The organism is Moheibacter sediminis (assembly GCF_900176425.1).
Lineage (GTDB): Bacteria > Bacteroidota > Bacteroidia > Flavobacteriales > Weeksellaceae > Moheibacter > Moheibacter sediminis.
Genome location: NZ_FWXS01000007.1, coordinates 45183 through 68739, shown reverse-complemented (window position 1 = coordinate 68739; position 23557 = coordinate 45183). Strand labels below are relative to the sequence as shown.

Annotated in this window: 24 protein-coding genes; 5 read left to right on the top strand and 19 right to left on the bottom strand. The window is 35.7% G+C overall.

Translation table 11 applies throughout. From position 1 onward, the window contains the following. Positions 1–24 precede the first annotated feature (24 nt). Together lysM and B8977_RS10910 are read left to right on the top strand one after the other, a co-directional pair. Complete coding sequence (lysM, locus tag B8977_RS10915; RefSeq protein WP_084017756.1) at positions 25–483, top strand: peptidoglycan-binding protein LysM; 459 nt, start codon at positions 25–27, stop codon at positions 481–483. Between the two features lie 151 nt (positions 484–634). Then, positions 635–1468, top strand: a complete 834-nt coding sequence (locus tag B8977_RS10910) for an OmpA/MotB family protein (protein ID WP_084017755.1) — start codon at positions 635–637, stop codon at positions 1466–1468. A 7-nt stretch (positions 1469–1475) separates the two neighbouring features. On the opposite strand, the gene B8977_RS10905 is transcribed toward B8977_RS10910, so the two are convergent. Genes B8977_RS10905 through dnaA form a run of 3 tightly spaced genes read right to left on the bottom strand, consistent with a single transcriptional unit; the run spans position 1476 to position 4067 of the window. Next, a complete protein-coding gene (locus B8977_RS10905; RefSeq protein WP_084017754.1) occupies positions 1476–2183 on the bottom strand; it encodes an SAM-dependent methyltransferase in 708 nt (235 codons plus the stop codon). Further along, positions 2180–2614 carry a low molecular weight protein-tyrosine-phosphatase gene (locus tag B8977_RS10900; RefSeq protein ID WP_245828539.1) on the bottom strand — a complete coding sequence of 145 codons (435 nt, stop codon included), beginning with the start codon at positions 2612–2614 and terminating at the stop codon, positions 2180–2182. Before B8977_RS10900 ends, B8977_RS10905 begins: the two co-directional genes overlap by 4 nt. 22 nt (positions 2615–2636) lie before the next feature. Next, complete coding sequence (gene dnaA / locus B8977_RS10895; RefSeq protein ID WP_084017753.1) at positions 2637–4067, bottom strand: chromosomal replication initiator protein DnaA; 1431 nt, start codon at positions 4065–4067, stop codon at positions 2637–2639. Between the two features lie 183 nt (positions 4068–4250). Here dnaA and B8977_RS10890 point away from each other — a divergent pair, with 183 nt between their 5' ends. Next, positions 4251–4670: an acyl-CoA thioesterase gene (locus B8977_RS10890; protein WP_084017752.1), complete on the top strand. Its 420-nt coding sequence runs from the start codon at positions 4251–4253 to the stop codon at positions 4668–4670. Here B8977_RS10890 and B8977_RS10885 read toward each other — a convergent pair. The 6 genes from B8977_RS10885 to B8977_RS10860 all read right to left on the bottom strand — a co-directional run bounded on the left by B8977_RS10885 (position 4667) and on the right by B8977_RS10860 (position 11093). Continuing rightward, positions 4667–5608 carry a DUF3829 domain-containing protein gene (locus B8977_RS10885; protein ID WP_084017751.1) on the bottom strand — a complete coding sequence of 314 codons (942 nt, stop codon included), beginning with the start codon at positions 5606–5608 and terminating at the stop codon, positions 4667–4669. The two genes, B8977_RS10890 and B8977_RS10885, sit on opposite strands and share 4 nt — an antisense overlap. 156 nt (positions 5609–5764) lie before the next feature. Further along, the gene (locus B8977_RS10880) at positions 5765–7096 is read right to left on the bottom strand and encodes an OmpA family protein (protein ID WP_084017750.1); all 1332 of its coding nucleotides are present in this window, start codon (positions 7094–7096) and stop codon (positions 5765–5767) included. An 11-nt stretch (positions 7097–7107) separates the two neighbouring features. Continuing rightward, positions 7108–8100 carry a T9SS type A sorting domain-containing protein gene (locus B8977_RS10875; protein ID WP_084017749.1) on the bottom strand — a complete coding sequence of 331 codons (993 nt, stop codon included), beginning with the start codon at positions 8098–8100 and terminating at the stop codon, positions 7108–7110. 11 nt (positions 8101–8111) lie between these two features. Further along, positions 8112–8612: a hypothetical protein gene (locus B8977_RS10870; protein WP_084017748.1), complete on the bottom strand. Its 501-nt coding sequence runs from the start codon at positions 8610–8612 to the stop codon at positions 8112–8114. A 289-nt stretch (positions 8613–8901) separates the two neighbouring features. Further along, the gene (locus B8977_RS10865) at positions 8902–9987 is read right to left on the bottom strand and encodes a T9SS type A sorting domain-containing protein (RefSeq protein ID WP_084017747.1); all 1086 of its coding nucleotides are present in this window, start codon (positions 9985–9987) and stop codon (positions 8902–8904) included. 23 nt (positions 9988–10010) lie between these two features. Continuing rightward, entirely contained in the window at positions 10011–11093 is a 1083-nt protein-coding gene (locus tag B8977_RS10860; RefSeq protein ID WP_084017746.1) for a T9SS type A sorting domain-containing protein, read from the bottom strand. Between the two features lie 190 nt (positions 11094–11283). Between B8977_RS10860 and B8977_RS10855 the strand changes: the two genes are divergently transcribed. Both B8977_RS10855 and B8977_RS10850 read left to right on the top strand, forming a co-directional pair. Next, positions 11284–13437, top strand: a complete 2154-nt coding sequence (locus B8977_RS10855) for a tetratricopeptide repeat-containing sensor histidine kinase (protein WP_159447485.1) — start codon at positions 11284–11286, stop codon at positions 13435–13437. A 57-nt stretch (positions 13438–13494) separates the two neighbouring features. Next, positions 13495–14127, top strand: a complete 633-nt coding sequence (locus B8977_RS10850; RefSeq protein WP_084017744.1) for a response regulator — start codon at positions 13495–13497, stop codon at positions 14125–14127. Here the strand turns inward: B8977_RS10850 and B8977_RS10845 are convergent. The 10 genes from B8977_RS10845 to B8977_RS10800 all read right to left on the bottom strand — a co-directional run bounded on the left by B8977_RS10845 (position 14124) and on the right by B8977_RS10800 (position 23486). Beyond that, positions 14124–14726 (bottom strand): IMPACT family protein, encoded by a 603-nt coding sequence (locus B8977_RS10845; protein WP_084017743.1) that lies wholly within the window; start codon positions 14724–14726, stop codon positions 14124–14126. The genes B8977_RS10850 and B8977_RS10845 overlap by 4 nt on opposite strands. Beyond that, positions 14723–15751 (bottom strand): bifunctional diaminohydroxyphosphoribosylaminopyrimidine deaminase/5-amino-6-(5-phosphoribosylamino)uracil reductase RibD, encoded by a 1029-nt coding sequence (ribD, locus tag B8977_RS10840; protein ID WP_317043208.1) that lies wholly within the window; start codon positions 15749–15751, stop codon positions 14723–14725. The genes B8977_RS10845 and ribD overlap by 4 nt, the downstream gene beginning before the upstream one ends. A 69-nt stretch (positions 15752–15820) precedes the next feature. Next, entirely contained in the window at positions 15821–17872 is a 2052-nt protein-coding gene (locus B8977_RS10835; RefSeq protein WP_245828536.1) for a DUF349 domain-containing protein, read from the bottom strand. Positions 17873–17920: 48 nt separating this feature from the next. Then, entirely contained in the window at positions 17921–18646 is a 726-nt protein-coding gene (locus tag B8977_RS10830) for a shikimate dehydrogenase family protein (protein WP_084017741.1), read from the bottom strand. Then, entirely contained in the window at positions 18643–19320 is a 678-nt protein-coding gene (locus tag B8977_RS10825) for a VTT domain-containing protein (protein ID WP_084017740.1), read from the bottom strand. Before B8977_RS10825 ends, B8977_RS10830 begins: the two co-directional genes overlap by 4 nt. Next, positions 19321–19761, bottom strand: coding sequence for an RDD family protein (locus B8977_RS10820; protein ID WP_084017739.1), 441 nt, complete (start codon positions 19759–19761; stop codon positions 19321–19323). Between the two features lie 23 nt (positions 19762–19784). After that, positions 19785–21098 (bottom strand): UDP-N-acetylglucosamine 1-carboxyvinyltransferase, encoded by a 1314-nt coding sequence (murA, locus tag B8977_RS10815; RefSeq protein ID WP_084017738.1) that lies wholly within the window; start codon positions 21096–21098, stop codon positions 19785–19787. Positions 21099–21102: 4 nt separating this feature from the next. Continuing rightward, entirely contained in the window at positions 21103–21735 is a 633-nt protein-coding gene (locus B8977_RS10810) for a DUF4290 domain-containing protein (protein ID WP_084017737.1), read from the bottom strand. A 150-nt stretch (positions 21736–21885) separates the two neighbouring features. Further along, entirely contained in the window at positions 21886–22116 is a 231-nt protein-coding gene (locus tag B8977_RS10805; RefSeq protein WP_084017736.1) for a VF530 family protein, read from the bottom strand. 20 nt (positions 22117–22136) lie between these two features. Next, entirely contained in the window at positions 22137–23486 is a 1350-nt protein-coding gene (locus B8977_RS10800; protein WP_084017735.1) for a DEAD/DEAH box helicase, read from the bottom strand. Positions 23487–23557 lie beyond the last annotated feature (71 nt).

Here is a 23557-nt window from a genome sequence, read left to right as displayed (position 1 = left end):
AACCAAAAAAAATATTAAACTATTATGGGACTATTTTCGTTCATTAAAAATGCGGGTGAAAAAGTTTTCGGAGGTTCCGAAACTCCAGCAGAAAAAGCACAAAAAGTTAAAGAACACGTATCTAAATATGGCTTTGACTTATCAAAAGTAACTTTCACAGCTGAGGGAGACAAAATACAAGTTTCAGGAACAGCAAAAAATTTAGATGAAAAACAAAGATTATTGACTGCTGCCGGGAATGTAGATGGAGTCGAAGGAGTTGATGACAATTTGACTTTGGCTGAACCTTTAAAATTTGAATTGCCAGACCTCTCTAAAACGATGTATACTGTAAAAAGTGGTGACAATCTTTCAAAAATTTCGAAAGAAGTTTACGGTGATCCCAACAAATACAATACAATTTTCGAAGCAAATAAGCCAATGCTTGTTCATGTTGACAAAATTTATCCAGGGCAGGTATTGTACATTCCTCCACAGAGTTAAGAATAAAAAAAGAGTTTCAAACCCGGGAATTTACCCGGGTTTTTTATTTGTTAAAATTTTGGAATAGAATTTGCGGATTAAGAAATGTTAAAATCCAACAAACTAAAACCTGTAAAATATCGTTAGTTGAAATATAAGTAAATAAATTTTTATGAAATTATCCATTTTATCAGTAGCTGCCTTCGCGGCGGTTGTTTTAACAAGTTGTGTACCTCAGAAGAAATATGACGAGCTACAAAACAGATTCAATAGTGTATTTGCAGAAAATCAAGGCTGCCAAACTGAACTGGCTTCTACAAAATCCCGTGTTGAAGGCTTACAGGATCAGCTAGCTTCCGAAAGAAGCAATTTAGCAAGATTGCAAGATGCACTTACCGACTGTTTGGCGGGAAGCAAACAGGGTGGCGTAAATATTGAGAAATTGGTTAATGAAATCAACGCTTCCAACAAATACATCAAGCATTTAACTGAAATTACAAGAAAGAATGACTCTTTGAACATGGTGTTGACAAACAACTTGACACGTTCTATGAGCAGAGAAGACTTGAAAGAAGTTGATGTACAGGTATTAAAAGGTGTGGTTTACATTTCACTTTCTGATAATATGTTGTACAAATCAGGAAGCTACGAAATCAGCCCTGCAGCAAATGAAACACTTGCTAAAATTGCTAAAATCATCAAAGATTACAAAGATTATGACGTGTTAATTGAAGGTAATACTGACAATGTGCCTATTAACAAAGCAAACATCCGTAACAACTGGGATTTGAGTACGCTTCGTGCATCTTCTGTGGTTCAGGCATTACAAAACCAACATGGAGTTGACCCTAAACGTTTGACTGCCGGCGGACGTGGCGAGTACAATCCTATTGCAACTAATGCAACAGAAGAAGGTAAAGCTAGAAACCGTCGTACGCAAATCATCATTACTCCTAAGTTAGATGAGTTTATGGAATTGATCGGTCAGGCACCGGAAACGAAATAATAATTAATTAAGATTCTAATAAAAAAATGGCGGGCTTTTTATGAAAGTCCGTCTTTTTTTGTGCCCATTCTCTGGCAGTTTTGGTGGAAATGAATTCATCTTCCATTGTCAAATTACAAGCAACACATATCAAAGTCGAAGAATTACAGGTTTTAACCAAATCCTCTAAAAGCTGGTTATTTCTGTAAGGCGTTTCCATAAAAATCTGCGTACAGCCATTGGTTCGACTGTCAGATTCTAATTTTTGGATTGATTTTTTACGTTCAAATTTATCAATCGGGAGATACCCATGAAATGCAAATTGCTGACCATTCATACCGGAAGCCATCAATGCCAAAAGAATAGAAGAAGGCCCAACCAAAGGTACTAATTCAACATTTTTCTTATGAGCCAATCGCACCAATTTCGCTCCTGGATCAGCAACAGCAGGTAATCCGGCCTCGGAAAGAATCCCTATATTTCTATTTCCTGAAAGTAATTTTGATAATTCAGATAATTCAGAATCGCTCGTATTTTTATTTAATAAATGAAGTTCAAGTTCCGATTGTTTCTTTTCAGGTAAAACTGTTTTGATGAATTTTCTGGCAGATTTCTCATTTTCAACCACAAAGACATTAATTGAATTTATTATTTCTAAATTCCATCTGGGAATTGATCTTTCGAAATCATCATTTCCCAAAAGTGTCGGAATCAAATACAATTTCACTGAATTCATTTTTTAGAAATTTTTGTGGCAATTTGAGCAGCAACTTCATCCAGTATTTGAAATACATTTTCAAAACCTTCATCGCCGCCGTAATAAGGATCGGGAACATTTTTATCTCCCAGAATCAATTTAACTTTAGACTTGTGGTTTTCGTTTTTTGCCAATGAAATCACATCTTGAAAATTCGATTCATCCATCACATAAATCAAATCAAATTCATCAAAATCTTTCGGATTAAATTGTCTTGCACGCTGTGCGGAAATATCAATTCCATATTTTTTCGCAACAGAAACAGAGCGTTTATCGGGACAATTTCCGACATGCCAATCTCCGGTGCCTGCCGAATCGATGTGAAATCTTTCATTGAGTTTAGAACGTAAAATACCTTCTGCCAGCGGCGACCGACAGATATTCCCTAAGCAAACCATTAAAATTTTCATGGTCAATTATTTTTGTTGAAATTTATTCAACTGAAATTTTGCGGCTCAATTCTTCAACATACCCACGGAAAACTTTATCGGTTTCTGATAAATTTTTCACGGTTTTACAAGCATGAAGAACCGTTGCGTGGTCGCGGTTTCCTATCTGAGAACCAATGCTTGACAAAGATGCTTTTGTGAATTTTTTCGCAAAATACATCGCTAATTGTCTCGCCTGTACCACATCTCGCTTTCTGGTTTTTGACTGAATTTCGTCAATTGGAATTTTGAAATAATCACAAACTGTTCTCTGGATGTAGTCGATGGAAATTTCTTTTCTTGTATTGTTGATGAAATTTGACAAAGTTTTCTGCGTTAATTCCAGCGTGATCTCTTTCTTGTTGAGCGTTGCCTGTGCAATGATTGAATTCAAAGAACCTTCCAGTTCGCGCACGTTGGTTTTGATGCTTTTTGCAATGTAATCCAAAACATCTTCCGGCATTTCGATTCCGTCTTTTTCAATTTTATAATTCAAAATTGACAATCGCGTATCATAATCAGGTGCCTGCAAGTCTGCAGAAAGACCCCATTTGAAACGGGAAATCAATCGCTGTTCCATGTCCTGAATATCCACTGGTGGTTTATCAGAAGTCAAAATAATCTGATTACCTCTTTGGTGTAAGTGATTGAATATATGGAAAAAAACATCTTGCGTTGCTTTTTTGCCGGACAAAAACTGAACGTCGTCCATAATCAGAATGTCAATCATTTGGTAAAAATGAATGAAATCATTTCGGTTGTTATTTCGTACAGCTTCTATAAATTGTTGTGTAAATTTCTCAGTAGAAACATATAAAACGGTTTTATCTGGATGATTTTCTTTCGCTTCCAAACCGATAGCATGTGCCAAATGCGTTTTCCCTAATCCTACTCCACCATAGATGAACAGTGGATTGAACGAAGTCCCGCCCGGACGTTTCGCAACTGCTTTTCCGGCAGAACGCGCCAAACGGTTGGTTTCTCCTTCTATGAAATTATGAAAATTATATCCTGTATTTAATTGAGAATCAATTTTGATTTTCTGCAATCCGGGAATAATAAACGGATTTTTAACTTTTTTGCTGTCAATAGGCATAGGTGCATCAACTTCCTGAGGCAGCATTTTTTCTTTATTTGAACTCGGAATTTTAACAGTATAAGCTTCTTTTCCGGAATATTTCTGATCCATCACGATGCTGTAAACCAACTTAGCTTCCTTTCCTAGTTCTTTTTGCAAAGAAATTTTCAACAGTTTTATATAATGCTCTTCCAACCACTCGTAAAAAAACTTACTAGGAACTTGGATAGTGAGCACATTTTCATTTAATTTCACAGGCTGAATGGGAATGAACCAAGTCTTGAAAGCTTGTTCCTGAATGTTATCCTCTACGAAATTCAAACAATTTTTCCAGACCGATTCGGCAGTTTTTCCCATAGTTAATTTAGTATTCTAAATGATTTAATAATTAGTTTCAGCAGATATAATCTTCATTAATTCTACTAATGTAGTAGAATTTTTTGCCGTAACAAAATTGCTAACAAATTTTTAGTAAAAAAAACAGATGGGGTATTGACTTTTTAAAAATATCTTTGTATTAATTTAATGTAAAACTTTAACATGCTTTCGTCAACAATTTCTTTACGTGTAAGATACGGTGAAACAGATCAAATGGGTGTTGTTTATCATGGAAATTATGCGACTTATTGCGAGGTAGCACGAGTTGAATTCTTCCGTGAAATAGGGCTTCCCTATAAAGAACTGGAAGACAGCGGCATCATGCTTCCAGTTGTAGAATTAAATTTAAAATTTGTAAGACCTGCATACTATGATGAGGTCTTACAAATCAAAACTACTGTTTTGGAAATTCCGAGGAGCGCACGCATACAATTCGAGTATGAAATCTACAATGAAAAGCAAGAGTTATTAACAATTGGGAATTGTGTCCTTGCATTCATCGACATGAAAACCCGACGTCCCGTCCGTTGTCCTCAATACATGATTGACCGAATGGAAGAGTTATTTTCTGAAAATAATTAATCAACGAAATTGTTATAAGCATTTCTGATTGATTCTTCGTTTCGGCTAAAGGATTCCAAATTGTATTCTGTCAATTCTCCACTGGTTGAAGCTTCTCTCATAATTTTTCGGGCATCTACCAAAAAGTCATTGATTTCATCATTGAATCTTTTGAAAGAACCATCGCGACCTGGAAATTCTTTCCCGTCAGGAGCTGTCATCGCTGTATGTTGTTTATTTAATTTTTCAATTTTATCGTAAGATGCTTGTAATTTGGTTTCGATGGATTTATAATTTTCAGGTGATTCGTAAGCGATATTTACAAATTCATTGATGGCTTTTGAATCATCTTTGAAAGCAAAAATGTAGTCTTTCAAAGGATGGTCTTTGAGGATTTTTCTTTCAGCACCATCTGCAACTGTTGACAGTTTTGCTGTGATGGCTTCGTTTGTCTTGTTGTAATTTGCGATAAAAGCATCGATTTCTCCTATCAACTGTTTCCCTTTTGCACCATTATCGTCTTTGAAATCTTCTGCTTTCAGATAATTTTTTAATTCTTCGTATTTAGTTTGAACGTTTTGAAAAGTTTCATTCAAAGTCTTTATATTGGATTTGAAAAATTGACGATCTTCTTTTGAAAAAGCATTTCCCGGTTCTTCAGCCTTTGGCTCGTTAAAAGTTGACACAGGTTTAAAATAAGTCGGTGGAAATAATCCCGAAAAAGCAAATCGGTCATTTGGATTTTGCAATCCAGTTTCGATCTTACCAAGATTATTATTGATAATTTCAAGGTACTTATGCTGCGCGTCATTTAATTTGATAAGAGCATTATTGTAGCCAATGATTTCGTTTGCATCGTCCTGACTTACGTTTTCTGATGCATCAGATGAATTTTCAGATTTACACGAAAATGTTACTAAAAAACTTAGCACTAAAAATGGAAGAATTAATTTTCTCATAATTTAATTAATTTACAATCAGTTATTTAATGATATTTAGTTAATAATATTCTAACAAAAATCAAAAACCTTTCCAAAAAAGCCTCTGGGATTGACTTCTACGAGAAAGAGCTGCTTCAGAAACGAAACAGCTCTCAATTATAGATTTGGAGGATTCTAATTTATTCTGATAAATTCTACTCTTCTGTTCTGCGCTTTGCCTTCAGAAGTTGAATTTTCTGCGACCGGTTCGCTCTCGCCTTTTCCATCAGTTTGTAATTTAGAAGAATTGATGCCATATATATTTATCAATTCATTTTTGACCGATTCGGCTCTTTCTTTTGATAATCTCAAATTGGCATTTTGATCACCATCCGCATCTGTATGCCCGATGATTTTAAGCCTCAAATCGGGATTTTCTTTCAAAATATCTGCAATTTTTTTGATGGATGAATCAGATTCTGACTTTAATTTGGAAGAACCTGAATTGAACAAAATCGCGTTGGTCGAATATTTTCCGTCTTTTAAAATTTGGGAGCGCACATCTTCTCCGCTGGTCGCCAATCGAATGTTGGATAAGTAAAAATAATTTCCTTCTTTCGCTTCTCCCCTACTGAAAATCAAAGAATTGATTTTAGAATTTCCATCAAAAGCCTGAGGCAGATCCCAGATTTTTTCATCACCGAAATAAACGCGCAGTCTTTTTCCTTGTCGCCAAATTTGAACTTTGACCAAATTATTATTGTTTAAGTTGAAATTTTTAATTCCTTTCAAAACATTGGAAAAAGGTTTGTTTCCGTGTTCCCAGATTTCATATTCACTGAATCCGAGTTTCTGACCGCCTTCTTGTTGCGGATGCATCTGCAAAAGCACTCCGTTTCGTTTTTCTTTTCCTCGTTTTTCCCAAAATCTTTTCCAGATCGGAAATTCTTTCTGTGAATTCAAATTCACCATTCCCAACCATAAAGGCTGGTCGTAATATGAAAAGGAAGGCGCAACATAAAGGTCAAATTCAAATGTGAAATTTTCAGGTAAAGACCTCACAGACTGCATGATGAATGCACCATTTGTGGTCAATTCCAACCATTTTCCATCTAAATCAGAAATCGTCACAACTTTTCCGGAAGCGTCTGTATTCCAATTCGCAGGAAAATCATTGATGGCATCTTGCACAAAATCCTCCATTACTAAAACCTGATTTCCGGGCTCGAAATCTGAACTTCTATTGACTGATTTTGAAGAAGATGAATTGGAGTTATTATTTTCTTCAGAAGAATTTTCCTTGTTATTTTTGTTTTTCTTGTCTTTTTTAGATTTTTTGTCCTTTTTCCCTTCGAAAACTCCATCTAAAACTTTATCGGTTTTTTCGGAAGATTCTTTTTCGACACGCCTTTCAACAGTTTTTTCTGCTGCATCGATGGCTTTGTCCCCTAATTTTTCAAGGATTTTTTGTGCGTTTGAAATCTGGATTCCAAACAGCATTATCATTAATGGAAATAAAAGTTTCATCTTTTATGTTTTTAATTGTTTTTAATAATTTTTTCATGGTAAACTTTTCCTTCTATTTGAATTTGAATCCAATAAATTCCGGCTGGTAAATGTTTCAGTGAAATTTTATTTTGATTTGAATTGGAAACTAATTTTCCGTTTGCATCATGAATTTGAACCTCTTCAAATTTCTTTGGAGAAGAAATATTTAAAACATCCTGAACGGGATTTGGATAAATTTTTAATTCCAATTCAGACAAATTATTTGTACCTAAAGCACAATCTGCACTGAAGTTGATTTCTTCATTATAAACCCAGGATTCCGGAATATTGTCAACAACATCGACATCGACCTGAACGCATTGCAACGCCGGCAAAAATCCGGAAATCCAAACGTTGGTGAGTGTTGCATTGGTTCCGTTTTGGAGGTTGATGAGTGTAAGATTGTCCATATCGGACAAACTAACGTGTGTCAACAAAGGATTGTTTGAAAAATCCAGTTCAGTAAAATTATTGTTTAAAATGGTCACATTTTTAAGATTTGGATTTTGAGACAAATCCAATTCCGATAAACCAGGATTACTGGAGGGATAAAGTAATTCTAAGTTTGGATTCTGAGTAACATCTAAGTCAGTTAAATTATTCGAATTCAAAACTAAACTGATTAATAATACATTTTGGGAAACATCTATGGAAGTGATTTGATTATTGCCTAATCCTAATCCGGTTAATTGCGTTAAAGATGTTAAGTTAATATTTGTGAGATTGTTTTGTGTCAAATCAAGTGATCTGAGATTTATAAAAGCTTCCATTCCGGTAGGATCTGATATGTTTGCTTCCGGAATATAAAGATACCAAACGGCTTCGGCCTCCGATACTTGGATTTCTCCGTCTGTGTTCGTATCAATGGCCGGATCGTAAGTGAGCAATGCATTTTTGAGGTTTGCGTCGGGGATTTCAACGATTTGGGATTTAACGAAAATAAATCCCAAAATCATTATAAAAGGAAAGATAAATGTTTTCATAATGATTGAATTTAGAAAGTTGAGAATTCGCCGTTGGTAACTATGATGGTATCGTCTGAAGAAGCGCCCTTTAAAGTTCCTGCAAAAGCTCCTTTGAATTTTTTGTTGGCTCCGCTGCCTGAAACTTCGGTAATTTGAATGGTAAATGTGGTGCTGGTAATCCAGCCGCCCATGTAGGTTCCTCCGTTTATTCCGGTGATGGTCACACCTGCTCCGCTTCCTGAGAGTTCGTAAGTTCCTGACGTGATGTCTTCGCTTACGGAAAAGATGGCTGAAATGGAGGAGACTGCACCGTTGAAACTGGAATTTCTCCCTGTAAACGTAAAATTGTACATTCCCTCTGTTTCCGACTGGCCGATCACGATATGACTGTCGGCTTCCCAATGCGTGCCGTCGATATTCATTTTGAGTATGCTTTCTCCGGTTATGGAACTGGAGGATTCGTCGTCGCTGCTACAGGCAATCATTGCCAATAGTATGAATGCGGTAAGTAAATGGATTAATTTCTTCATGATTTTATTTTTAATTGTTTACTCAAAATTGAGGAATTCAAAGAGGGAAAGAAATCGCATGATGATGTGTAATGCGTGGGGTGCAATATAATTGAACTCGGTTTTACATTTTTGCCCGATGGTCAACGGCTCTTGACTGAGGATTCAACGCTTTGTATGGATAATTAATATCAGTCTGATCTAATAAAAATCGGGTAAACCTATTGTTTACCCGAGGGGATGAATCTGTTTCAATTAACACATAGACTTTATTTCAAAAAACAGATTCTTGACACAATTAAAAATAAGCCTATTTTTTTATGAGTTTGAGCAGCTTAGTTCCTTGTTTGGTTTGAATTTTAGCGATGTAAATTCCTGCATTTAATTTGGATAAGTTAATTTCGGCTTTGTCTGCATTTGCATTTAATTCTGAGATTAATTTCCCCGATAAATTATAAATAGAAATTTTTTCTATTATTGATTTTGAATTGAAATTTACTTTATCAATTACAGGATTGGGATAAGCTTTAATTTCATTTTGGTTATTTAAATCATTGACTGACATGGTTTGATCATACACATAAATGTCGAACATGGCTCCGATGGTCATATCTGTGAGATTTGTGGTACTGATATTCCACCTTTCGTCGAAATACTCTGCCATGAGGGCTTTGTCTAAAATAATTTGGGTTCCGCCTGTCTGTCCCCAATTGTGCGTAAAGACGAATTTTGCGTCGGGGTTTCCGTTTAATAATGGATGGTCTAAAACTGCCACATCTGCCCACATGGGATGGATATTTTCTGCCGTGACTGTATGCCTGAAAGTTTGGACATCATCTCCGCCTACAACGATGTTGGAATAAGAAGGAATATGGAACAATGAGCCGTTTTCATTGTAAATCGACCAACGGTTTTCGAAATACCAAATTCCCTGGTGTGCGTTTTCGACTGATTCGGAGGTCATGAGCGTAATGTTATCGGGGTTTCCGTTGAGCTGAGGATGATCGAGATAGGTGTAGTTTGGATCTGAGTTTTCTGTGTCGGCAATATGTTTAAATCCTTTGTCAGTATCTGCGATATACACATTGAAACTCAGGTTTTCCAGCATAGGAGTCAGGTCTTTCAAAGCAATGTACCATTTATTATGAAGTCCTGTATAGGATGCGAAAATAGGTTTATTGGGAACCGGATTTTCCTCTCCTGCTGCAATGCCATTTGGATTTGTGTTGTAGTTTGCAATGACTACAGCCGCGGGGATATCATTTGTAAGGGGATGATCAATCAACAGTCTGTGTCCTGAAATATTTTCGCCTGTGGATGTGATTGTAAACATTTTATCCTGAGCAAATATGATTTGCAACGATAAAATCAGAATGACAGTAAAAATTGCTTTCATAATTGTAATTTTAGCTTAAGAATTTATTTTTTAATCAATTTAATAGTTTGAACACCTTCTTTTGTTTGGATTTTGGCTACATAAATACCTGCTCTTAATTTGGATAAATCCATTGTAATTTTATCTGAATCGGGATTTGATTCTGAAATGATTTTACCTGAAAAATCATGGACGGAGATTTTCTGGATAATTGATTTTGAACTGAAATTGACTTTGTCAATGATTGGATTTGGATAAGCTGTCGAAGAATTTTCAATTTGAGTTTCATTGGTGTTCATAATAGCATCTGCCTGAAATAGTAAATTGAATCGCGCTCCTTCGGGTATGGTGGTAAAATCCTCTGTACAAATCCTCCAATCTCCCCGCGCCCAGTTATATTGGATAGCGAAAGTCTTATCGACCATCACATTTCCGGTAGGATTGTCAACAGAGCCATAATGATGAGAGAAAACGATACCTGCATTTTCGTTAAGGTTTAATTGTGGATGATCAATTACAGTACATCCGCCATCTATCAAATTTTCTGAATCTGTAACGTGTCGGTAGCCAATAATTGCAGGGTCTGCCCCTTCGGCTGTTATGAAATAAGAAGATGGAGAAGGGATATTTTCCAAGGATAAATTGGTCAGGTTCCAGGTTCCAAATCCGGCGTCATAAGCAAATCCTAAATTGAAATCACATAAGTCATTGTTGGCGACATTGACATGTGTATAAACAGGGTTTTTATCTGAAGAACCATTGATGATAGAATGGTCTAACATAGAAGAAATCATGGGAAGAGCGACATCATGTCTGAATGCATCATCAGCATCGGCAATGTAAACCATGTAAGCTGAATTGACTTTGATCGGTTCCCAATCTTCCTGGTAAATGTACCATCTGCCATCAAAATAAAAAACGCCCGAACGATGGTTGTTGGATTCGCCATCTCTATAATGAGAAATAAAAACTTTGGCGTCGGGACTTCCGTTTAGTAAAGGATGATCTAAAATCGAAACATTTGCCCAAGCGATGGTAGGCGCAGTCGCAATATGTTTAAAAAACTTCTCTTGTGCGCTTAACCCTAAAGCGACCAACATCATTGTAAAAAATAATAGTGTTTTCATCTTGATATGATTTTAGTCCAAAATTCATTTAATCAGGAAACAAATAACATCGCATAATGATGTGTAGAGCTTTAAACATGTATGATTTAAGTTTGCGGTCTAATTCAAATTTTCATTAAATTTGAAAAGCTTCTGACTTTGCCTTATGCGTTTCAAATGGAGTTTGATACTACTTTTTCTATCGGTTTCGATGTTCTCACAGATCGTCAATACCGACTATATCGGTAAAAAATTAGACGAGGCCAAAACCTATTATGATGCTTCGGAATCTCAAAAAGCTTATACAACTCTGGATGAATTGATTTCAAATTCGCAAAAAGAAAAAAACAACTTCGGGTATGGAATGGGGCTGATCAAAAAGGTTTTTTATGATATAGAATTGGGATACGACAAAAATGTTGCAAAAGAATGGGCTGTCATTGAAAATCTTAAAATCTCCAATCCTAATCATGAAAAAGAAATCAAAATGGGTTTGCTCTGGACCAAAAGTTTATACTTTAAAAACAAGGAAGGCGGACTGTCTAAATCGACCGAATATCTGAACGAAGCATTGAGAATAGCAGGAAAACCACCAATAAAATCCAGCATAACGGCTGAAATTTACTATACGCTCGGATCTGTCAAAGAAAAAAATAATGAATATGCTTCGGCACTTGACTATTATCAGAAATCAGTTCAGATGTATGAAAAGGAAAACGAACCAGAATCTGCAGGGTTGGTTTATGTAAATATTTCGAACGTTTATTTTTATATGGGTGAAATCGCACAGTCGATACAGTATTCACACAAGGCAATTCAATCCAGAAAAAGAGCAAAAGATTATGAAAACCTGTGTGTACAGCTTTCCAACCTAGCACGCATTTATAATAAAATAAATCAGATGGATTCTGCTATTTATTATTACAAAGAATCCAACCGATTTGCTCAAAATTCCAAAAAACCGGAAACGAAATTTATCAGCCTGGTTGATCTGGCGATGGCATACCATGCTCAAAAAGACCGCCCCAATGCACTGAAATATATGGAAGAAGCCATAGAATACGGAAAGGAAATCAACCGCCACCAACTATACCGTTATACAAGAGTAGCCGGAATGTTTGCAGGTTATACGGGTGATGAAGAAAAGATGAACCGCTACTATGAAGAAAGCTACCAGAAAGCTTTGGAAGCTAAAGACAATGGCGCAGTCAGGGATTGGTACGGCTCGCTGAATTTCTATTATAAAAATGTAAAAAATGATCCTGCAACTGCTTATGGATATTTAGAAAATTTTCATGCCTACAAGGATTCCATTCTCAATGAAACTTCCAAAAAGAACTTTCATGAGCTGGAAGTGAAATACGAAACTGAGAAAAAAGAAGCTGAAATAGAACGTTTGGCAATCGATTCAAAAATCAAAAATCTCGAAATAGAAAAGAAAAATGCTTTGATCAGAGGAAATTTAATCGAAGCGGAGCAAAAGCAAAGGGAAATTGAAATACTAGTTAAAACAAAGGAAATCAATGATTTAAAAATTTCACAGCAGAATGAATTTCTCAAAATGAATCAGGCTCAAATCCATTCTCTTGAACAACAAAAGAAAATTGCATACCAAGAAAACGAACTTAAGGAACGAAAAATTCAAAATCAAAATCTGACCAGAAATCTGGGAATTGCTTCTTTTTTAATTGTATTGATTTCCATCGCATTTTTAGTTAATAGAATTTTACTCAAGAAAAAAATCGAACAGAAAAATCTCATCATCAAAGAACGAAACCGTATTTCATCAGAGTTGCATGATGAAGTCGGAAGTACGCTTACAGCAATCAATTTGATTTCACATTCAGCCATAAAAGATTTAAATCTAGAAGAATCTAAAACCAAAGTTCAAATTGAAAAAATTAAAGAAAACACCCAAAATGTGATGGAAAACATCAGTGACATAGTTTGGAGTATGAATCCGGATAATGATAATTTCAGACAAATCATCGTTCGCATGAAAGAATTTACTGTAAATATCTTGGAAAATAATAAAATCGATTACCAATTTGAAATAGACGATTCTTTGAATGAAGTGAAGTTTTCTCCTGAAAAAAGAAGGGATTTTTATTTGATATTTAAAGAAGCGCTGAACAATTTGTCTAAATATTCACAAGCCGATTTTGCTAAAATTTCAATCATGAAAAATCCACATGAAATCCACATGAAAATCAAAGACAACGGCGTTGGGTTTGATTTGAGTACAGTAAAATTGGGCAATGGTTTGAAAAATATGAAGATGAGAACTGAGAACCAAAAAGGAAAGTTTGAAATCAGTTCGAATAAAAGTGGAACTCAGATTTATGTTTCATTTCCATACGCATAATGATGTGAGGACAGGGGAAATTTAATTCGTATAAATTTGGATATAAATCGAGACCTTATGATAAAAGTTGCTGTATTTGAAGATAACCCTGTTTTGCGGGAACAGTTGATGGAATTTCTGAATTCCAATACCGATATGAAATGTATCGGCGGTTGGGAAAACTGCGAGCTGATCGAAAAAATCATGCAACATTACATGCCTGATGTGATTTTGATGGACATCGATATGCCTGTAAAAAACGGTTTGGACGGATTGAAGATTCTTGCAAAAACAAACTCAGAAATTCCGGTCATCATGCTCACGGTTTTTGAAGATGATAAATATGTTTTTGAAAGTATCTGTCTGGGCGCAAAAGGTTATCTGCTCAAAAAATCAACACCTGAAAAAATCGTAGAATCCATTCACGATGTTCTGGACGGGGGCTCGCCAATGAGTTCGCCAATTGCGCGGAAAGTAATTCAGGCTTTTTCACTAATTCAAAACATTCCTACACAAGATTATAATTTGACCAAAAGAGAAAAAGAAATCCTACAATCTTTAGTCAACGGCAACAGCTACAAAATGATTGGTGAAGAATTGGGCATTTCCATCAATACCGTTAGGCAGTACATCCGCACCGTTTATGAAAAACTGCAGGTGCATTCGATGAATGAAGCGGTTTCGAAAGCTATTAAGCAGAGGATTGTTTAATAAATAGAAATTTTAACCTGATAAAGCGGTTCAAACAATGCCAAAAAATTATCTAAATTGTCTTTTCGCACTCTGACAATTACTACACATTTGTCTGTGAATTCTGTAGAAATTACTTCAGCATTGGACTTATCAATGTTGCGCATGACACTTCCCTGGTCTTCATAAGAAAATTCAAATTTCACTTTTTCGGTCAAATGTTTTTCTACAATTTCAGCTTCGTCCAAAGCCATTTGCGCCGAAAGTTTGTATGCTTTTACCAATCCCGAAACACCTAATTTCGTTCCGCCATAAAAGCGTATGGAAGCAACCAAAACATTGGTAATTTCTTTAGAAACAATTTGATTATAGATAGGCAAACCCGCGCTACCTGAAGGTTCTCCGTCATCATTGGCTCTGTATCTTTCGCCGTCGATTCCCAATCGAAAAGCATAACAAATATGTGTCGCTTCGGGATATTTCTGCCACAATTGAATTAACCTTTCTTTGATTTCGCCCTCATCATGTACCGGAAAAGCATAACCGATGAATTTACTTCCTTTTTCTTTGAAAGTAATTTCTTCAACCGGATTGGCTATGGTTTGGTAAGAAAAACTCATCGTGTAAAAATTTCTAATTTGTCTGAAATTATTTTTTTTGAATGAATCATTTTACCATGAATTTCAGGCGATTTAATTCCTGAATCCCAAGATTCTGAAGAAGTAAAAATTCTCGCTTCATCCCATAAATCTTTTTGGATAAATGATTCTAAAGTTTTCTTTCCGCCTTCGATGATGACCGATTGGATTCCTATTTCATGTAATTTCTGGAGAATTGAATCCGGTAAATTTTTATCAAATGAAGTTTGAATAAATTCTAAGTTTTCCTGATTTGCTTTTTCTTTTTCAGAAAAAATGATGGTTTTTTGATTTCTATCAAATAAATTCAAATTCTGATTTAATTTTAATTCTTTGTCTAAAACCAAACGAATCGGTTGATTTCCGTTCCATAATCTCGCATTCAATTGCGGATTGTCGGTTTCAGCGGTTTTAGTTCCAACCAAAATGGATTGCTCTTCCGTTCTCCATTTGTGAACGAGTTGTTTGGAATACTCATTGGTGATCCATTTTTGCTCTCCATTTTCTATTGCCATGAAACCATCAGCCGTTTGCGCCCATTTCAAAATGACATACGGTCTTTTTTCTTGATGAAATGTAAAAAAACGTTTGTTCAAATCTCGGCATTCTATTTCCAACGCTCCCGAAATCACTTCAATCCCCGCATCTTTTAATTTCTGAATTCCCAACCCATTTACTTTCGCAAACGAATCTATAGTTCCGATTACCACTTTCGGAATCTGATGCTGAATAATCAAATCTGCACAAGGCGGTGTTTTGCCATGATGCGCACAAGGTTCTAAAGAAACGTACAAAGTAGATTGTTTCAGAATTTCTTTATCATGAATTTGATGAATGGCATTTACTTCTGCGTGGGGTTTTCCGGCTTTTTCGTGCCAGCCTTCTACTATGATTTTTCCATTATGAACAATTACACAGCCGACCATAGGATTTGGATACGTATCCCCAAATCCATTTTGTGCCAATTGGATGCAGCGTTGCATCATTTGTTCATCGAAATTCATCATTGTATTTTAAGAAAACACCTGACAAGTAGGAAACCAGTCAGGTGTAATTTATTTGTTTAAAATTGAATTTTATCCTTCCGTTTCTTCAGAATTTTGTTCTGATTCAGGCTCGTTTACTTCCTCTTCAAAATCAATTCTGTGCAATTTTCTCAAACGAATTTCAGTATCGGTCAATCGTGAACGTTTCTCTTCTATCTGTCTGTAAACGTCTTTCAGTAAAGGACTGTTCTGGTCAGCATTGGCGAAGAAACCTACATTTGTTTCCAATTGGTTGATTTCTTTTTCCAATTCTTCAATGGTTTTTCTCGCTTTGCGGATTTCATCATCAAGCAATCTTCCATCATTTCCGGATTTAATCTGGTCAACCAAAGAAGCCATTTTAAAATCCTGAATTTCATTTTGCGAAAGTCCAAATGATTTTACCAAATCACCCACAGCCTTGTTGAAATCTGAATTGATCGACATTTTAGCCGCAGGAACTTTCCCCATGCTGTTCCATTTCACATTGAATTCGTTTACAGCATTCAAATCCTGTTGAGGATTACCCGACGGTTTGAATTCTGAAACTTCTTTTAAAAATGCTTCTTTTTTTACAAAATTATCTTCAAATTCCTGATTGGACTGGTTGTTTCTGTCTTTGTATTTCTCAAAAAACAGATTACATGCATCTTTGAATTCTTTCCAGATAGAATCAGAGTATTTACGCGGAACATGTCCGATTTTTTTCCAATCTGCCTGAATTTTTTTGATTACTTGTACCGAATTGTTCCAATCTTTACTATCGGCATGCTCTTTTGCGATTTTCAGCAATTCCTGTTTTTTCTCTAAATTCTGTTGCTGATCTGATTTTAAGCTCTTGTAAAATTCATTTTTCACATGGTTGAAATCACGCGTTGCATTTTTAAATGCTTCCCAGGTCTGGTGATTATGTTCTTTCGGAACTCTACCGATTGCCAGGAAATTTTCACGAAGCGTATTTAATTTTTTGATGCTTGACTGCCATTCGCCGTGAGATTTTTTCTCGGCATTTTCAGTCAATTGTTGGAATTGAGCAAGAATTTCTTGTTTTTTGGCAAGATTTTCATCTTGTTCTTTTTTTACTTTCTCACCTAATTCCGTTTTACGGTCATGAATCTTATTGGTTAATTCTTTGAATTTCTGCCAAGTTGGTTCGCGCAATTCTTCAGCTACCGGAACGGCTTCCTCTTTCCACAAACGGTGCAAATACTGCAATTCGTTCAAAGCTTTCTGAACATTTTCTTCCTGAACCAATTCTTCTGCACGTTTAATGATCGAATAACGCACTTCTAAATTGTGTACGAAATCCAATTCACGCAATTCCTTGTTCAGATTTAAATATTCATAAAAATTATCTAAATGGTGAAAATATGTTTTGAAAACATTTCCGGCTTGTGCTTTGGGAATCGACCCCGCATTGTGCCATCTTGTTTTTAACTTTCTAAATTGATTGAAAATATTTGAATTATTTTCATTTTGATCCTGATAAAGCGATTTCAACTCATCGATGATTTGCAAACGTTCCGTCAGATTTTGCTGCTGGCTCTGCTCCTGCTCTTTGTAATAAGCATCGATTTGTTTTCTGTAATCGTTGTAAACTGCATTGAATTCTCTCCTTGCCGGATTGTCATAATGAAAATCAAGTGCCTCACCTCCTTCTTCCACAAAAGCTTGTTTTTTAGCAGCTTCGTCTTCTTCCAGCTGCTTTTTAACAGCTTCTCTGATTTGATTGAAATGTTTGCTGAGCTTGCGTGCCTGGTGGTTTTTAAGCAATTCTTTTGCCTCACCAACCAAAACTCCGACAGGAAGACTTTCATAATTTTTGAAAGGAATTTCTTCTTCGATCGCTTCTTCCTCCGATTCTTCAACAAGTTCTTCAGCAGTAAATTCCTCTGAAGAAGTTTCTTCAGATGGCATTTCCGTCAGGATTTCAGACTCTGATTCGGGTTTAATTTCTTCAGAAATTGTTTCTTCCTGAACTTCTTCTACTTGTTTATTTTCTTCTTTTTCAGAAGATTCCGATACATTTTCAGGCTGAGGATTTAAGTTGTTGTCATTTTCTCCGTCTGCCTCGTTGTGCAGGTTATCCAATTCAGTTGTCATAACGCGTTTATCTTTTGTCTGAAACAAAACTATGAAATCAAAAGCGATTTACAAAGGTTGATTCCAAATTTCCCAAGATTTTTCTGCTTGTAAGACCAACATTTCATATCCGTTCTTGATTTTTGTTCCATTTTTCTCTCCCCATTCCAGAAATTTTGTCTTTTCAGGATTGTAAATCAAATCATAAAGCAAATGTTGAGAAGTCAAAAATTCGTAAGGAATTTCAGGTGCGTTATCAATATTTGGAAAAGTACCAACGGGCGTACAGTTGACAATAACCTGATGGTTTTGAATAATTTCAGAATTTAAATCTGAATAAGTGAAATTTCCGCTTCTGGTGACGGTTTTGAATGGAATATTTAATTTTTCCAAAACAAATTTCACCGCTTTTGCCGCTCCTCCATCGCCTAAAATCAAAGCATTTTGGTGATTTGAATTCAACAAAGGCTGAATTGATTTTTCAAATCCGACAGCATCTGTATTGTAGCCTTTTTTGATTCCGTTCTGGATTTTAATGCAGTTGACTGCACCTATTTTTTCAGCGTCAGCATCCAATTCATCCAAAAAAGGAATGATTTGTTCTTTGTAAGGAATCGTAACGTTACAGCCTTTTAAATGTTCGATTTGAAATGTATTTTTCACTTCTGAAATTTCATTCAAATCAAAAATACCATAAAAATGATTTTCTATATTTTCCGTTTTGAATTTCTCCGTAAAAAATTTCGCAGAAAAGGAATAGGCAATATTTTTTCCGATTAATCCGAATTGATTCATGGTGCAGTTTTACTTTTCGTAAATTGAGCTTTGATAATTCTTATTAACAACGGCATATTAGCTGCGATGATAATTCCGAAGATGAAATATTCCAAATTGTGCTGAACAAAATCAAATCCACCTAAAAAATATCCCAGCATCGAAATCACACCTACCCAAAGTACGGCACCTATAAAACTATATGTGATGAAAGTTTTGTAATCTAATTTTGTAGTTCCGCAAATAAATGGAATAATTGTCCTCACAACCGGCATGAATCGCGCAATGATGATGGCTTTTTTGCCGTGCTCATTGAAAAAATCCGTTGCTTTTTCGATGTGTTTGGGTTGGATATAAAATTTGCCCGGATTTGCCAAAAGCCAGTTACCAAAGCGTTTTCCCACAAAATAATTTACATTGTCACCCAAAATCGCAGCCAACATCAAAAGCGGCACGACGTACTCTATATGCAAATGAACCTGCTCATCGTTTGCAGCTATCATTCCCACCGCAAAAATGAGTGCATCTCCCGGTAAAAACGGCATGATGAAAGACATAATAATTAAGCCTGTTTCCGCAAAAATGATGAGGAATAAAAATACATAAATCCAATTTCCATAATTATTGATGAAATCCATCAAAACTTTGTCGGGACGACTTACAAAATTTGCAATAAAGTCAAAAATTTCCTGCATTTATTTAACCTTTTTAGAATTAACATGAATGACAATAGTTTTTGCCCAAATATCGCCAACTCTTTGATTTTTGTCTGAATTCTTTATAGTAAGTATTCCAATTAATCCAAAGAAAAACATATCAATCGGGTCTGCCAAATGTCTTTTTAGTGATTCCCCAAAGGTCAATTTTCTTTCTTCTTCATTCATTGGAATTGGTTTTAAATTCATAATTGAATTACCGATTGTAACACCAAAAAAAGATTCAATGCCTACAGTAAAAATTAACCAAAAAAGAACTGGAATTAAAGCAGGCAATCCCTTCAATGAATATCCTCCCTCATTATTAGGAGCTCCCATAGAATAAATCAAGAAAAAGCCAATACCGAATATAATAGTATAATCAATCAGACCCGCAAAAATCCTGTCAGTAATATTTGTTTTGGTATTAATTTCAGTCATTATGCGAATTTAGTTAACAAAAATTATTCCCGAATGATATCGGCTCCGATTGCACGCAATCTGGTATCGATATATTCGTAACCTCTGTCAATTTGTTCGATATTGTGGATGACACTTTTGCCTTTTGCTGACAAAGCGGCAATCAACAATGAAATTCCTGCGCGGATGTCAGGTGAGCTCATGGTCGTTCCACGCAGTGGTGTTTCATGATTTAATCCAATAACAGTTGCTCGGTGCGGGTCACAAAGAATTATTTGCGCACCCATGTCAATCAATTTATCTACAAAAAACAAGCGACTTTCGAACATTTTCTGGTGAATCAGAACGCTTCCTTTGGCTTGTGTCGCAATCACCAAAACGATGCTCAGCAAATCGGGTGTAAATCCAGGCCAAGGTGCATCTGAAACGGTAAGAATCGAGCCGTCCATAAATTTCTGAATCTTGTAATGTTCTTGTGCAGGAACAATCATATTGTCTCCGGACTGCTCTACGGCAATTCCCAATCGACGGAAAATATCAGGAATAATCCCTAAGTTTTCCCAGGAAACATCTTTAATCGTCAATTCAGATTTGGTCATGGCCGCCAATCCAATCCAAGAACCGATTTCAATCATGTCCGGTAAAACGGTGTGTTCGGTTCCGGTCAAAGATTCCACTCCTTCGATAATTAATAAATTGGAACCAATCCCTTGTATATTAGCACCCATTCTCACGAGCATTTTACAAAGCTGCTGCAGATAAGGTTCGCAGGCTGCATTGTAAATCGTTGTTTTTCCTTTTGCCAAAACAGCTGCCATCACGATGTTGGCAGTTCCGGTCACTGAAGCTTCTTCGAGCAACATATAAGCTCCGTTCAGACCTTTTTCACCCACTTCTACTCCATAGAAATCTTCTCCTTCTTCAAATCTGTATTTCGCACCTAAATTGATAAAACCTTGAAAATGTGTATCTAAACGTCTTCTTCCGATTTTATCACCGCCCGGTTTTGGCATATAAGCTTTTCCATACATCGCCAAAAGTGGTCCCATCAACATAATTGAACCTCGCAAAGCTGCTCCGTCTTTTTTGAATTCCTTGCTTTGCAAATAATCCATCTGAATCGAATCAGCCTGAAAAGTAAAATCTCCTTTTCCTTCATTTTTCTGGACTTTCACGCCCAAATCTTCTAAAATTTCAATCAAACGATTGACATCACGGATGTCGGGAATATTTTTGATGCGAACGGGTTCAGTAGTAAGCAATACTGCGCAAAGAATTTGCAATACTTCATTTTTTGCACCTTGCGGAATGATTTCACCACTTAACTGGTTTCCTCCTCGGATTTGAAAAACAGACATTTAACTATTTATGTTTTTGTTTGTAACGGTTATTATTGTTTTTATTATTGGTAGGGTTGTTCTTTCTTTTTGCCGCATTATTGTTTTGCTGCAACCTTTCCGGAGACAAAAGAACTTCATTGCTTTCGCGCAAATCTATTTTCCCATTGGACAATTCATGCAAATGATTAAAAATCGTTTTGTCGTCCACGGTATCTTTGTTCCAGATCAAATAACATTTTTTCATGTGGTTGGCAATCACCATCACCAATCCTTCTTGTTTGTCACCTTCCCAACTCAAAGCAACATCAATCATACGGCGGATATTTTTGCCATAATATTTGTATTTGTATTCGTCTTTTGGGTAAGCAACTCTATTGGGTTTACTGTAAACTTCTTCTTCTGTGAGAATGGGATACGGGGATTTCACGTCTAATTTAAATTTCGACATGATGAATAATTGATCCCATAGTTTATGTTGAAAATCAGGAATATCACGCAGATGCGGGTTCAATTCTCCCATTACATCGATGATGATTTCCGCGAATTCATTTCTTTCTTTTTCATCTGCCAGCGACATACAGTAATCTACCATTTTTTGGATGTGACGACCATATTCGGGGATGATAAGATTGGTTCTCGTAGTATTATAGTCCATTTTTGATTTTGAATGTTAGCAAAAGTACAATTTTGTATTAGAAATTTTGGGTATGCAGGATTAAATCCTAGCAAACTTTATGATTTATTGTGATTCCGTAAATTTTAATTTTTAGAATTGAATTTAAATAGAAATTTAATTCAATCCTGATTAATTCTTTGCTTCTTTTAATTTTGTTTTTAAGTACAGTTCTTCTACTTTCTCACGTGCCCAAGGCGTTTTTCGAAGAAATGACAAACTTGATTTTACAGAAGGATCGGTGGTAAAGCAACGAATTTTAATTTTCTCACCCAAAGTTTTCCATCCCAAATTTTCTTCCAGATAAATTAGAATTTCTTCTAATTTTACGCCGTGCAAAGGATTGTTAGGTTGTGAATTCATGAAAATTTATTTGAAAAAATTTACTTCTTTTTATTTCGCTTGTTGAAATTTTTATCGCCGCGCGTTTTGGCTTTTTTGTATTTCTTAGCAATTTCACGGTGGTAAGATCCACCTAAATTTACCTTTTTATTCTTTTCCTTTTTTTCGTGAAAACTTGCTCCGCCTTCTACTTTCTTAGGAAGAGGCTTCATCATTTCCACATCTTTCGGTTGTTCTTCCCAAGTCAATTGCGTTGAAATTTCAACTTCTTCCGGAAAATCTTTTTCGGGAATTTGATAATCCATCAACTCCTCAATTGACTGTTTATGAAACATTTCCGTTTCGGTATAAAACAAAATCGAATTCCCGTCATTTCCGGCACGACCACTTCTACCGATGCGATGCATGTAGTTTTCAGGAAATGCAGGTGTGTCAAAATTGATAACGTGTGAGATATTAATCAAATCCAAACCTCGCGCCATCACATCTGTTGAAACCAAAATTCGGTTCTGACCTTCGTCAAACTGACGAATTGAACGAATCCTGTAATTCTGTGTTTTATTGGAATGAATCACTGCGATTTCTTCACCAAATTCTTCATTCAAAGCCTCAAACAATAAATCTGCACGTTTTTTATTGGAAACAAAAACCAAAACTTTATGAAAGGTCTTTCTGTCTTTTAATAAATGACTCAGTAAATTTACTTTGGTATAAAAATTTTGAACCGGATAAACTTCTTGTTTTATATTTTCGAGCGGCGTTCCGCTGACAGCAACAGAAATTTTGGCTGGATTTGCAAAAAAATCATTGATTAATGTATCAATTTCTTCTGTCATCGTCGCAGAAAACATAATGTTTTGACGGCGTTGCGGTAACAGTTCAAAAATATTGGTCAACTGGAATCTAAAACCCAAATCCAACATTACATCGACCTCATCAATTACTAATTTTTTAACGGTTTTCAATGACAAAGCTTTGCACAAAGCCAAATCATACAATCGTCCAGGAGTAGCCACTAAAACGTCCATTCCTTTTTCTACTTCTATTTTCTGCGTGTTCATATTCACACCGCCATAAACGCCTAAAACTCTGATGGAATTATACTTAGTTAATTTTTCGATTTCTGACACGACCTGTACAACTAATTCACGCGTTGGAACCAAAACCAAAACCCGTGGCGAAACCTGTTTCGAAAAACTAAGCTCATTCAAAATAGGCAACATATAAGCAAATGTTTTACCAGTACCGGTTTGCGCAATCCCGACCATGTCTTTCCCAGAAAGAATTACGGAATAAGATTGAGCTTGAATCGGAGTTGGTTTTGAAAAATTTAAATCGTCAATGGCATTTTGCAATTGCTTTGACAAATTAAAATCTTGAAATGAATCCATAAATTGATTTTAGAATTTAGATTTCAGAAAATTATTGCTGAGTTTCTAATGTTTGATTTTTTGCAAAGGTA

What these genes read in the sequence shown, in the direction of transcription:
- B8977_RS10825 (WP_084017740.1), bottom strand. Translation starts at nt 19,320, where the DNA reads ATGCAGGAAATTTTTGACTTTATTGCAAATTTTGTAAGTCGTCCCGAC.
- B8977_RS10855 (WP_159447485.1), top strand. Translation starts at nt 11,284, where the DNA reads ATGTTCTCACAGATCGTCAATACCGACTATATCGGTAAAAAATTAGAC.
- B8977_RS10905 (WP_084017754.1), bottom strand. Translation starts at nt 2,183, where the DNA reads ATGAATTCAGTGAAATTGTATTTGATTCCGACACTTTTGGGAAATGAT.
- B8977_RS10910 (WP_084017755.1), top strand. Translation starts at nt 635, where the DNA reads ATGAAATTATCCATTTTATCAGTAGCTGCCTTCGCGGCGGTTGTTTTA.
- B8977_RS10860 (WP_084017746.1), bottom strand. Translation starts at nt 11,093, where the DNA reads ATGAAAACACTATTATTTTTTACAATGATGTTGGTCGCTTTAGGGTTA.
- ribD (WP_317043208.1), bottom strand. Translation starts at nt 15,751, where the DNA reads ATGATGAATTTCGATGAACAAATGATGCAACGCTGCATCCAATTGGCA.
- B8977_RS10845 (WP_084017743.1), bottom strand. Translation starts at nt 14,726, where the DNA reads ATGAGTTTTTCTTACCAAACCATAGCCAATCCGGTTGAAGAAATTACT.
- B8977_RS10880 (WP_084017750.1), bottom strand. Translation starts at nt 7,096, where the DNA reads ATGAAACTTTTATTTCCATTAATGATAATGCTGTTTGGAATCCAGATT.
- murA (WP_084017738.1), bottom strand. Translation starts at nt 21,098, where the DNA reads ATGTCTGTTTTTCAAATCCGAGGAGGAAACCAGTTAAGTGGTGAAATC.
- B8977_RS10900 (WP_245828539.1), bottom strand. Translation starts at nt 2,614, where the DNA reads ATGAAAATTTTAATGGTTTGCTTAGGGAATATCTGTCGGTCGCCGCTG.
- B8977_RS10800 (WP_084017735.1), bottom strand. Translation starts at nt 23,486, where the DNA reads ATGGATTCATTTCAAGATTTTAATTTGTCAAAGCAATTGCAAAATGCC.
- dnaA (WP_084017753.1), bottom strand. Translation starts at nt 4,067, where the DNA reads ATGGGAAAAACTGCCGAATCGGTCTGGAAAAATTGTTTGAATTTCGTA.
- B8977_RS10890 (WP_084017752.1), top strand. Translation starts at nt 4,251, where the DNA reads ATGCTTTCGTCAACAATTTCTTTACGTGTAAGATACGGTGAAACAGAT.
- B8977_RS10865 (WP_084017747.1), bottom strand. Translation starts at nt 9,987, where the DNA reads ATGAAAGCAATTTTTACTGTCATTCTGATTTTATCGTTGCAAATCATA.
- B8977_RS10810 (WP_084017737.1), bottom strand. Translation starts at nt 21,735, where the DNA reads ATGGACTATAATACTACGAGAACCAATCTTATCATCCCCGAATATGGT.
- lysM (WP_084017756.1), top strand. Translation starts at nt 25, where the DNA reads ATGGGACTATTTTCGTTCATTAAAAATGCGGGTGAAAAAGTTTTCGGA.
- B8977_RS10830 (WP_084017741.1), bottom strand. Translation starts at nt 18,646, where the DNA reads ATGAATCAATTCGGATTAATCGGAAAAAATATTGCCTATTCCTTTTCT.
- B8977_RS10835 (WP_245828536.1), bottom strand. Translation starts at nt 17,872, where the DNA reads ATGACAACTGAATTGGATAACCTGCACAACGAGGCAGACGGAGAAAAT.
- B8977_RS10885 (WP_084017751.1), bottom strand. Translation starts at nt 5,608, where the DNA reads ATGAGAAAATTAATTCTTCCATTTTTAGTGCTAAGTTTTTTAGTAACA.
- B8977_RS10820 (WP_084017739.1), bottom strand. Translation starts at nt 19,761, where the DNA reads ATGACTGAAATTAATACCAAAACAAATATTACTGACAGGATTTTTGCG.
- B8977_RS10875 (WP_084017749.1), bottom strand. Translation starts at nt 8,100, where the DNA reads ATGAAAACATTTATCTTTCCTTTTATAATGATTTTGGGATTTATTTTC.
- B8977_RS10805 (WP_084017736.1), bottom strand. Translation starts at nt 22,116, where the DNA reads ATGAATTCACAACCTAACAATCCTTTGCACGGCGTAAAATTAGAAGAA.
- B8977_RS10870 (WP_084017748.1), bottom strand. Translation starts at nt 8,612, where the DNA reads ATGAAGAAATTAATCCATTTACTTACCGCATTCATACTATTGGCAATG.
- B8977_RS10850 (WP_084017744.1), top strand. Translation starts at nt 13,495, where the DNA reads ATGATAAAAGTTGCTGTATTTGAAGATAACCCTGTTTTGCGGGAACAG.